Annotated in this window: 2 protein-coding genes; both read right to left on the reverse strand. The window is 37.7% G+C overall.

Going from position 1 to position 13,079, the window contains the following annotated elements; all coding sequences use genetic code 11:
- Positions 1–10: 10 nt before the first annotated feature.
- Positions 11–7,525, reverse strand: a complete 7,515-nt coding sequence (locus SMGD1_RS14425; RefSeq protein ID WP_008341633.1) for a VCBS domain-containing protein — start codon at positions 7,523–7,525, stop codon at positions 11–13.
- A 246-nt stretch (positions 7,526–7,771) separates the two neighbouring features.
- The coding region (locus SMGD1_RS14500) for a beta strand repeat-containing protein (protein WP_008340241.1) at positions 7,772–13,079 on the reverse strand (5,308 nt) is incomplete at its 5' end.

The following is a 13,079-nucleotide window of genomic DNA, read 5'->3' on the forward strand; positions in this document are numbered from 1 at the left end:
AGTGATATGACTAGATATCAGTTGTGATTGTATCTTCAATCTCAATTAATAACGTAGCACCTTCACCTGTGTATTGTGCATATAGAGTTCCATCTGCACCTATATAATTATCTACCTGAGTTAATGAGCTATCTACATTAACTTGATCAGAAGCGTCACCGTCTAATGAGTTGATTACCAACATACCATCATCAGATGCGTCTAATACATCTGCAGCTGTAATATTGATAGAATCTTCACCTACAACATTTGAATCTTCGCCTAATTGAATAACACTGATATTTGAAACATTAGATAAATCTAAAGTATCATAATTATCAACAATTAGAGCATTGTCAACATTTTCATATGCAACACCTTCTGCTAAAGTACCTATTCTTACATTTACTGTTGCTGTTGCTGTTGCAGTTCCACCGTTACCATCATCAACAGTGTAATCAAATGTGGCAAACTCATTTACAGAATCACCAAACTCTGCTCCTGGATTTGGATTAACATGTACATCTCCGTTTCCATCAATTGTTACGCTACCAACAATACTTCCATTGTCTGCAGAATATAAGTTACCATCTACAAGACCAAGTTCTAAAGTATCACCTTCAACATCTGTGTCATTTGCTAATAGTGTCTCTTCTTCTATAACAAATGGTGTAACAGTTTCATATCCATAATATCCAACTACGTTAGATACTTGGAAATCTGTCCAATGGAAAGCGTTGTTTCCATCTGCCTGTTCTGCATATATAAATATTGCATCAAACACGATTCCATGATTTATTAATATAGTACCATTAGGTTGATTATAGATTTTACCACTAACCGGTTGTCCATCTAAGTATAGTCTATATGATGCATTATCATCTGAATCAAAGTTAGTATATGAGATTCTAGCAGAAGTAACATCATGAGCAAAAGTAAAGATTATTTGTTCATTTTGACCTAAGCTATCAATTTCATAACTGCTATCTGATCCCCATCCAGTTTGATTAATACCATAATCTCCATTAGAATCTTGCACAACATGATAATTAGGACCCATACCGTCATAAACACCATTAGGAGCAATAGCTGCACTATAAGAGTCTGAAAGAACTGTAATAGTCTCACCAATTGCTACAGGAGCATCATTATTACCATAAATATTGATAGTAATAAGTTGAGATGCACTTCCATCTACTGAAGAAACAGTAAATGTTTCAACCGCCCCTCCTGCTCCAACTGCTTGAGATGCAACTGGGTCTAGAACATAAGTCCAATGTCCAGTTTCAAACATCGTAAATGTACCATAAGCAGTTGAGCTATTTGCTACATATTCTGTATCAAATGCTGCCTGTCCATAATCCTCATCAGTTATAGCTAGGAAACCTTGTGCAGTAAAAGGTAAATCTTCAACTACATTTCCAGTAGCGATAATAGGACTAATTTCTGCAACATCATTAGTTCCTATAATTGTGAGAGTAACTGTTTTAACATTACTGTGAGATGCTTCATTATCTCCATCTCCTGTCGTTCCAAAGCCTTCCCAGTCAGAAGCTTTGTAATCAAAACTAACTGTTAGAGATTCACCCTCTCTTAAGCTGTTAAATTTATCACTAGAGATTGTGTAGTCTCCGCTTGTATTCCATCCATTGTTGCCAGCATTTGCTAAAGCAACACTTATATCTGCTGCTGTAATGCCAACCGCATTTTGTGAAACTTCAACATCTCCAACAATTTTATAATGAGGATTTGTATTGTTAGTATCTTCATCAGTTGAAGTTAGAGTTCCTTCAAAGACTGCATTTTCATTAGAGCCAATATCTGGATCTAGTGATTCTTCACTTACTCTCATCCATACATTTTTAACAACTGGTTGATCATTTGTACCAGTTATTGTAAGTGTTACAGTTTGCATATTTGAGATTGCACTCTCACCACTGTCTGCACCCGTAGTTCCATCTGTAACTCGTACATTAAAGCTGACTGTAACCTCTTCACCATCAGCTAATTTATTAAATGATGGATTAAATACTGAATAGTTACCATCAGAATCTAAAGCAACTTTTGTATTGCCGGTAATTACACCATTATTATCTACAACCAACGCATTCATTGGTCCAAATGCTACAAATTCATGTGAATCATTAACATCTTCATCACTAATATCAGCTACCAAAGTACCTGTAAGGAAAGAGTTTTCTGGTTTATCAGTATTGCCCCATGGTGAACCAGTTAAATCTGTTTCCATAATATTAGTATCTGTAGTTATAGAGTTAAGTACAGGACTATCATTTGTTCCGTTAATCACAATAGTTACAGTTTTGATTTCAGAGAATGAACTTTCATCATTATCAGTACCAGTTCCCACACCACTATCGTCTTGAACTTGAACATTGAAAGTCACTTCTACACTATCGCCTTCGCCAAGTTTGTCAAAGCTTGAACTAACTAGAGTATAGTTACCATTTGCATCTAGACTAACTCTCACCGGAGTTGTAACAAGATCAATATCTCCAGAGTCATCATGAGACTCACTAATATTCACACCATCTACAAGTAAATCACTAAATTCTATGTAATCGTAACCGTCATTGTCATCATCATCAGTTACATCAACCATATCATCAATGTTTCCAGTTAGAACTGCATTTTCATAAGTAACAGCTTGTGTATCGATAAATGCTTCTAAATCTTCTACAGGGAGATTTGAATTTGCAGACATACCGTAACTACCATCAGGGTTACTAATCACTGCACCAAATGTTTCCTCAGAAATCAATTCTCCGCCATTAATACTATTTATAGCTAAGAGTGAACTGCCTCCAAAGCCTTGGTTGTCATGATTATTAAGAACACCTACTACTATTGTATGTTCACCAGCAGTAGCAAATTCATAACTGAATGTACCATTTGCGTCTACACTGCCATCAGCTAAAGTAGTAACCACACCATCTACAACAACAAATGCTGCATCTTGCATATAGTCCCAGTCTCTTAAGTCAAATGACCAATTAAACGATACTGTTTCACCAGCAGCTGTATCAACAACAACTTTAAGTGCTGAACCTTCTGCTGTATCTGAAGCTATATCTGTCAATAATACATCAACATCTGCACCATAAGTCACCGCTGCTAAATCAGTTTCAATAGCATTTCTAGTCTCAATATTTTCAATGATAGGCTGATCATTTGTACCCATAATTGTAATAGTTACAAGTTTGGCTTCAGAAAGAGAGTTTTCATCAGTCATTGGACCTTCGTCACGACCTCCATCAGGAGAATCTAAAGGAGCAATGTCTTCTCCACCGCCACTGCCGCTTCCACTGCCGTCACTACCGCTACCGCCGCCGCCATGACCTCCGAAACCTTCTTTGTCATTAGCAAAGTATTTAAACGTGATTGTAGCTGTTTCACCAACACCTAAAGCATTGAAATCACCCTCTAGCTCAAAGTTGATTTGGCTGTCTTCAGCATTATTGTTAAAGAATGTAAGTTTGGTTACATCAAGATTATGTACATCTACATCTTCTGAGGCAATCATCATTTTAACACCTACAGGTTCATTCCCACCACCATCTTCACCGAGACTAGTCATTGGACCTGAATCATCAGGGTTACCGCCACCAGGACCTTTTTTGTAAAAGTCAACCATATCAAATCTGATATCGCCTTCATCTCCATTTTGTCCAGGACCACCGTTTCCATGTCCATAGTATTGGCTAGCTGTATAGTCTTTCACACCAAAGACATGTGTATTATTGACATCATCATCATCTGCACTGAGTATTCCATCTACTCTAGATAGTAAAACAGGACTGTCACCTTGAGTATCATCTTCTCCATTTTGATAGAATGTATCATCATGAGACTCATTGGCAGTAAAGCCAACATTTTGAATAACTGGTTGGTCATTTGTACCTGTGATTGTCACGGTTACTTCAACCGGATCACTCTGTGTACTTTCATGAGCATTATCAGTAGTTGCGATTGCACCACTCTCATCATCTATATAGTATTGGAAAGTTACAGTAGCTGTCTCTCCGTTAGCTAGATTATCAAAAGTTGGATTTGTTACGCTAAATGTACCATCTTCATTTACCACGACTACAGTTTGCGATGCATCTACAACATCTATACCATCACCTGGTTCTCTTTCTTCTACATCTGTTGTTACATCTGCATCTGCTATGTGGAAAGTAAGTGTAGCTGCGTCAAGGATATCTTCATCCATATCCTCACCCATTAGTCCACTTCTTGTTAATATATCTCTAAGTACACTTCCACTATCAGCACCAGGTAAGCTAGCTGTGAATGTTGCATTGATTCCGCCAACAGTTGTATCTGCTAACTCGGATTCCAATGCACGATAGTCAGCTTCGTAAGCTACAGGTTGATCATTTGTACCTAAGATAGTTAAAGTAACGGTTGCTGCTTCACTCTCAGATAATTCATCACGTCCATTGTCTTCACCTACTCCGGCATTATCAGTTGCTCTATAATCAAATCCTATAGTAATACTGTCACTTGCTCCAAGCAAGTTAAATAGTGGACTTTGAATACTGTAAGTACCATCTTCAGCCATAGCTATGTTTAGTATGCCGTACTCTTGTAACACTTCAATAAAGTGTTGAGGAATATCAACTGTAGTCGCTAGAGTAACAGAGTCTGCTACATCTGCATCTTCATCAATATTTAAGATGCTCATATCAAGGTTACCTTGGGTAAATCCTTCTATAAACTGTTCAAACGACTCTAAGTTATTGACATCAAATAGAGATAAGAAAGCTTGATTTGCTGTTGTAAGAGATAGTGTCAATGTACCTTCATCTATAGCAAAGGTATGAGTATTTTCTCCACCATCATTGTTATCATCATCACTTACATTATCAGCTACGCTACCGACATATCTAGCATCTTCTAACTCTCTACCTACTGGAGAACCTTCTCGAATATCATCTTTTCCTCCATCTTCTCCAATCATTACTTCTTCTAATGACTCTTCAGATACTACATTTGTCTCATCTGTCACTATAGGTTGATCATTTGTACCTGTAAGTGTTAATGTAACTGTTGCCGCCTCTGATGTGTCTGACTCATGAGGAATATCAAGATCTTCTCTATCTCCCGCAATATTGTCATCACTATCATCAATAGCTACATAATCAAATGTGATTGTTGCAGTCTCATCTTTATCTATATAATTAAAATCACCTTCGATTCTGTATTCCCAGTTTCCACTCTCTTCATTAAAAGAGACTGTAACCATTGATTGGTCTACAAGTTCACCGTTGATTCTTACAGTTCCATCGACTAGCTCATATGCATGTGTATCATTAACATCATCATCTGCGACAGTATCTATTACACCTGTAAAAATCATAGTCTCATCAGCTTGTGTATCAACTTCACCTGGGATATCTTCACCATCGTGAGATTCATATATTATATTACTACCTGTTGTAGTATTAAATGTAATTTCGCTTTCACTAGTAAAGGTAATCTGATACGGACCTTCATAGCTACTATTATAATTCACATCACCACCGATAGAGTCTTCACCTAAACTATATCCACCAACGACAAGAACATAGTTTCCAGCAGGTAAATCACTAAAGTCTAAATATGAATCATAAGAATGGATAGAACCATCTGCTTCACCATCATCATCCATATCACCATCATTGTTTACGTCAGAATCATCATTTGAATCTACATAAGAGTCTTGATCAAATGATCCAGTATCTCTATATAGATATATATATGAATCAAGTTCATCTTGAACACCATCACCATTTACGTCAACGTAATCTTCACCATACTCTGTTAACATATCTATAGTTATAGGACCGCCATCATGTGAAAAGTGCCAGTAATCAATACTTCCTGCTGATGATGAATCTTCACCTGGACTTTCTACAGGTCCTGAGTCATCTCCCGGATTATCATCTCCTGGGTATCCTTCCAACTGAACAATATTACCAGAAACGATTGTTTGTGACATATCATCTTCATTTGTAACTGATACTATCTCACCTGGAATATCAAGCACTGTTCCTACATCAGATAGTGCTTCAACATGACCAACATTTTCAGTACCTGTAATAGTACCACCTGAGACATATGTAACTTCTAAACTAGAATCAGCAATACTATCATCATCATTCATAGCACCAAATGTAATCTCATGCTCTCCAGCATCTGCAAATGTATGTGTAAAAACACCGCTATTTGTGTCTCCCTCTTCAAATGTATCTGCTAAAAGTCTAATCTCAACTCCATCTACAACTACAAAACCAAAGTCTCTATAACCATCGTCTTCTCCAGGATTAAAGCCTGAATCATCAGGCATATTATATCCTTCTGCATCATTAAACGTCCAGTTAAAAATAACTGTTTCACCAGCTTCTACATTCATTGTGATTTTTAGAGCTGCACCATCTGTTGGGTTATAGTCTTCACCACTTGCAGGATCTAAGTCTCTTACTACTACAGAACCTTCACCAATACTAAAGAGAGCATTTATGTCTTCTTCAGATGCACCATCTATATCATAGTATCCACCATCTTCACCTGGACCTGAATCTTCTCCATTTTGAGGTTGTGTAGAAGCTCCTATTAACCATGAAATAGTATCTTCTCCACCATTATGATTTATGTCTGTAATAACAGGCTGATCATTTGTACCAGTAACTACTATAGTGTAAGTTCCTGGATCAGATAGATTTGGTTGATTAGTAAGTGGATTATCATCTGTAGCAGTATAAGTAAATGTCAATGTTGCAGTCTCTCCTGCACCCAATGCATTAAAATTTCCCACTATTGTAAAGTCGGCTGAATTTGGAGTGTCATCGCCGTGGTCATTGTTTGTTAAAACAAAGCTATCAATAGTAATAGCACTAGGATCAACATCTGTTGACGTAACTACCAAGTCGCTAGTATTAAAGACATGAGTATCATCTACATTACTGTCTATCGCAGTTAATGTACCAGTTAATGTTGTTGAGACATCATCTCTAGTACCGTCTTCTCCATCAGCATCATGTGATTCATATATCAATCCTTCACCAGTACCTAGGGTAACATCAAGAACATCAGGCTGATCGTTAAAAGGATCGGCAAGACCTTGTTCACCAGCTCCGGCTGCACCACCAAGAAGTCCTGCTTCATCAGCACCTCTACCAAAACCTAGCAGTGATGATTCGTCTGTAGCGACTTCTTCTAAGAAAGCAGAGCTTCCTTCAACTCCTGCATCCCCAGCCGCAGTTTCCATAAAGTCGATATCGTCTCCGAACATATTTTCATTTCCATCAAGACCTGCAATCACCGAACCATCAGCGAGCACTCTAAATATGCCATCGTAAGCGGTGGCTTCAGGAAGTTGCGAATATTTGATTTGAAATAGTGCGTTTGGATCATCACTATAAATCTGTTCTCCCTCATACATGCGACCATCATAAGTAGCATCTCTGAGATTACCTTCGGTATCGACCAATCTAACATTTCCCACCGAGACTTGAACTGTCCCAATAACTTTTCCAGTAGCCATAACACACCTCCATAATTTAGTGTATTTATATACTAACATGCATTTTTTACTATTTAAATAGTACTTTGGTACTGAATGCGCATGAATTTTATTTATATATAGTACTTAAGTATTGTTTTTAATTTAAATATTAAAGATTTTAATAATAATGATTATTTTCCATAGATAAAATGAGGTAAAAAAAGTAAATGAAATGTGTCTGAAAAGTCCCCGTACAAGGGATGTACGGGGGTGTTTTAAAAAAACTTATAAGATATCAGACGGATCTTCTATCGCTATAAGTAAAGTTGCTCCTGAATCAACATATTGAGCATAATCTTGTCCATCAATCACTACAGCTGAAGCAGTTCCAAATGAGCTATGAACATTCACTTGATCATAAGCATTTCCATCAGAAGATTGAATGATTAAGGTATCAGATTCTACAGCACCTAATACATCTGCAGCTGTAATTCCTAATAATGGATCACTGCCTGTTACAGTTGCTCCTCCTTTTAACTCAACTATCTCAATATTATCAACATTTGACAAGTTAATAGTACTACTTACAATAAGAGTATCATTACCTATTCCACCATCTATAGAGACATCTATACTATCATAGATTATAGTATCATCACCAGCTTTGGCATCTATTGTGTCGCTTCCATCACGTCCATCAATGTAGTCTGAGTCACCTGTGCCAGTAATAACTGTACCACCTGAACCTCCAAAAATTGTTGTTGACACGTCAGCACCATCTGTTACTACTGCTGAAATAAATGGTTTAAAATCAACTGGCAATTCATTTTCTGCTGATAATACAATCTCATCAAGTTGAGAAAGAGGAATATCATACATTCCATTTACATCTGGTGTTAAATCTGTATAAACACCTGTTGTACTATTGTATACTTGTAAAACTGTATCAGCTGGAAGTTCACCAACATGAATACTTGTAATCGAATCTGTGTTACTTGAAGGGAATTCTGCTGTAATCAAGAATGGATAAGTATACGATGTATTATCAACAATTCTAGGGTCAAAAATATTTTTGAGAGAGAAACCTCCACCATCTACATTATTATCCGAGATAACAATACTATCATATGCAACTGCACTTTCAAGATATATATAGTCACTTGCATTACCTGAAGCAGTTGTCCAATCAACATTAGTTACATTAGCTTCCGTATCAGTAAATGTTGCTGTATAACTATTGTTACTTATTTTTGTAAATAACCAATACCCAACCTCTGCATCTTCACTAAAAGCAACTACTTTAATTTCATCACCAACAATATTTTTCACTTCAAGTGCCATATTTGTTACTTGATTTGGAAATAAAACTGTTAGCATTTCATTATTAGGTACTGTATAATCAATTTGATTTCCATCATTACTACTACCAGTCGTATCTACACCAATACCAGTACCTGGCACAAATCTCAAAATATCTGTCGAAGAAGTAATGACTAAACCATTAAATGAGAAGATATTTGTCGCATCATCTTCATCATAGTCTGGATCAATGTTACCTGTGTTAACTAACGGCTCACCAATTAGAACACTTAACTCATTGCCTTGTAAAAAATCAGCAACAGGATTAACAGTTACATTTACTGTTGCTGTATCTCCATCTGCATTTGTGTATGTAAAAGTATCATCTCCATTAAAGTTTTCATTTGGAGTATATTTTACTGTTCCATCTTCATTAATTGTAACTGTACCATTTGTGCCGTCTGTTACAGAAGCTACAGCTGATACAGCACCATCATCATCTGTATCATTAGCTAATACGTCTATATCAATTGCAACATCTTCATCTGTTACGACTGTATCATCTACTGCTACCGTAGGGTCATCAGTTGGAATTGTAGCTGCTGGTGTATCTGAATCATTTGCAGTTAAACCATTTGAGCTTACTGTTACATCTACATCCGGTAAATCTCCACCATCATTTACATGTGCAATGCCTGCTGCACTTAGAGTTACTGTTCCCGTAGCTGTATCGATTTCATAGTAACCGTTAGTATCAGTTCCTGCTGTAATTGCATATGTCATAGACGCGTTATCATTATCTACATCATTTGCATCTGAAGTTGCAATTACCGTTGTTGCATCTACTGCATCTTCTGTAATTAAATCTGTAGCTGTTACCGTGATAGTTGGAGCATCATCTGTACCCTTAACTGTTACAGTGATAGTTTCTGTATCTGTTGAATCTACAGATTTTACTGTAAATGACTCAGTGAAGCTACCAGTTGAACCTAGAGCCTGTACTTGCGATAATGTATTATCTATTGTGTATGTCCAAGCACCATCTGCTGTAATACTTAGGCTACCAAGTACAGTTCCTACCGGAGTTACTGTTGTACTAAAGATATTTTCTCCAGCATCTACATCTGCAACTGTTAATGTTCCAGTTTCAGTTAATATATCTAATACTGCATCTGTATCTTCTGTTACTGAACCTGTGTTTGTTCCACTGATTGTTGCCAAGTCATTAGAACCTGTAATATTAACTGTAATAGTCTCTGTATCTGTTCCATCAAATGATTTTACAGTTAGAGAATCACTTACTGCATCTCCTGCATTTAATTCTTGAGTTGCAGGTTTTGAGTTATCAAGTGCATATGACCAGACACCTGTAGTCGTATTAAATGTAAATGTTCCGTATGTTCCTGCCAAAGAGGCTGGAGTTTGGAATACTTCTTCGCCTGCATCTACATCTGCTACGCTTAGAGTTCCGCCTGCTACTGAATCTCCGGCTACATTGTAACCTGCTTCAAGTACGGCTGTATCTTCAGAGTCAGATGCTGTGATAGTAGCTTTGTCATTAGAACCTGTAATATTAACTGTAATAGTCTCTGTATCTGTTCCATCAAATGATTTTACAGTTAGAGAATCACTTACTGCATCTCCTGCATTTAATTCTTGAGTTGCAGGTTTTGAGTTATCAAGTGCATATGACCAGACACCTGTAGTCGTATTAAATGTAAATGTTCCGTATGTTCCTGCCAAAGAGGCTGGAGTTTGGAATACTTCTTCGCCTGCATCTACATCTGCTACGCTTAGAGTTCCGCCTGCTACTGAATCTCCGGCTACATTGTAACCTGCTTCAAGTACGGCTGTATCTTCAGAGTCAGATGCTGTGATAGTAGCTTTGTCATTAGAACCTGTAATATTAACTGTAATAGTCTCTGTATCTGTTCCATCAAATGATTTTACAGTTAGAGAATCACTTACTGCATCTCCTGCATTTAATTCTTGAGTTGCAGGTTTTGAGTTATCAAGTGCATATGACCAGACACCTGTAGTCGTATTAAATGTAAATGTTCCGTATGTTCCTGCCAAAGAGGCTGGAGTTTGGAATACTTCTTCGCCTGCATCTACATCTGCTACGCTTAGAGTTCCGCCTGCTACTGAATCTCCGGCTACATTGTAACCTGCTTCAAGTACGGCTGTATCTTCAGAGTCAGATGCTGTGATAGTAGCTTTGTCATTAGAACCTGTAATATTAACTGTAATAGTCTCTGTATCTGTTCCATCAAATGATTTTACAGTTAGAGAATCACTTACTGCATCTCCTGCATTTAATTCTTGAGTTGCAGGTTTTGAGTTATCAAGTGCATATGACCAGACACCTGTAGTCGTATTAAATGTAAATGTTCCGTATGTTCCTGCCAAAGAGGCTGGAGTTTGGAATACTTCTTCGCCTGCATCTACATCTGCTACGCTTAGAGTTCCGCCTGCTACTGAATCTCCGGCTACATTGTAACCTGCTTCAAGTACGGCTGTATCTTCAGAGTCAGATGCTGTGATAGTAGCTTTGTCATTAGAACCTGTAATATTAACTGTAATAGTCTCTGTATCTGTTCCATCAAATGATTTTACAGTTAGAGAATCACTTACTGCATCTCCTGCATTTAATTCTTGAGTTGCAGGTTTTGAGTTATCAAGTGCATATGACCAGACACCTGTAGTCGTATTAAATGTAAATGTTCCGTATGTTCCTGCCAAAGAGGCTGGAGTTTGGAATACTTCTTCGCCTGCATCTACATCTGCTACGCTTAGAGTTCCGCCTGCTACTGAATCTCCGGCTACATTGTAACCTGCTTCAAGTACGGCTGTATCTTCAGAGTCAGATGCTGTGATAGTAGCTTTGTCATTAGAACCTGTAATATTAACTGTAATAGTCTCTGTATCTGTTCCATCAAATGATTTTACAGTTAGAGAATCACTTACTGCATCTCCTGCATTTAATTCTTGAGTTGCAGGTTTTGAGTTATCAAGTGCATATGACCAGACACCTGTAGTCGTATTAAATGTAAATGTTCCGTATGTTCCTGCCAAAGAGGCTGGAGTTTGGAATACTTCTTCGCCTGCATCTACATCTGCTACGCTTAGAGTTCCGCCTGCTACTGAATCTCCGGCTACATTGTAACCTGCTTCAAGTACGGCTGTATCTTCAGAGTCAGATGCTGTGATAGTAGCTTTGTCATTAGAACCTGTAATATTAACTGTAATAGTCTCTGTATCTGTTCCATCAAATGATTTTACAGTTAGAGAATCACTTACTGCATCTCCTGCATTTAATTCTTGAGTTGCAGGTTTTGAGTTATCAAGTGCATATGACCAGACACCTGTAGTCGTATTAAATGTAAATGTTCCGTATGTTCCTGCCAAAGAGGCTGGAGTTTGGAATACTTCTTCGCCTGCATCTACATCTGCTACGCTTAGAGTTCCGCCTGCTACTGAATCTCCGGCTACATTGTAACCTGCTTCAAGTACGGCTGTATCTTCAGAGTCAGATGCTGTGATAGTAGCTTTGTCATTAGAACCTGTAATATTAACTGTAATAGTCTCTGTATCTGTTCCATCAAATGATTTTACAGTTAGAGAATCACTTACTGCATCTCCTGCATTTAATTCTTGAGTTGCAGGTTTTGAGTTATCAAGTGCATATGACCAGACACCTGTAGTCGTATTAAATGTAAATGTTCCGTATGTTCCTGCCAAAGAGGCTGGAGTTTGGAATACTTCTTCGCCTGCATCTACATCTGCTACGCTTAGAGTTCCGCCTGCTACTGAATCTCCGGCTACATTGTAACCTGCTTCAAGTACGGCTGTATCTTCAGAGTCAGATGCTGTGATAGTAGCTTTGTCATTAGAACCTGTAATATTAACTGTAATAGTCTCTGTATCTGTTCCATCAAATGATTTTACAGTTAGAGAATCACTTACTGCATCTCCTGCATTTAATTCTTGAGTTGCAGGTTTTGAGTTATCAAGTGCATATGACCAGACACCTGTAGTCGTATTAAATGTAAATGTTCCGTATGTTCCTGCCAAAGAGGCTGGAGTTTGGAATACTTCTTCGCCTGCATCTACATCTGCTACGCTTAGAGTTCCGCCTGCTACTGAATCTCCGGCTACATTGTAACCTGCTTCAAGTACGGCTGTATCTTCAGAGTCAGATGCTGTGATAGTAGCTTTGTCATTAGAACCTGTAATATTAACTGTAATAGTCTCTGTATCTGTTCCATCAAATGATTTTACAGTTAGAGAATCA

The organism is Sulfurimonas gotlandica GD1 (assembly GCF_000242915.1).
GTDB classification, from domain to species: Bacteria; Campylobacterota; Campylobacteria; order Campylobacterales; family Sulfurimonadaceae; genus Sulfurimonas; species Sulfurimonas gotlandica.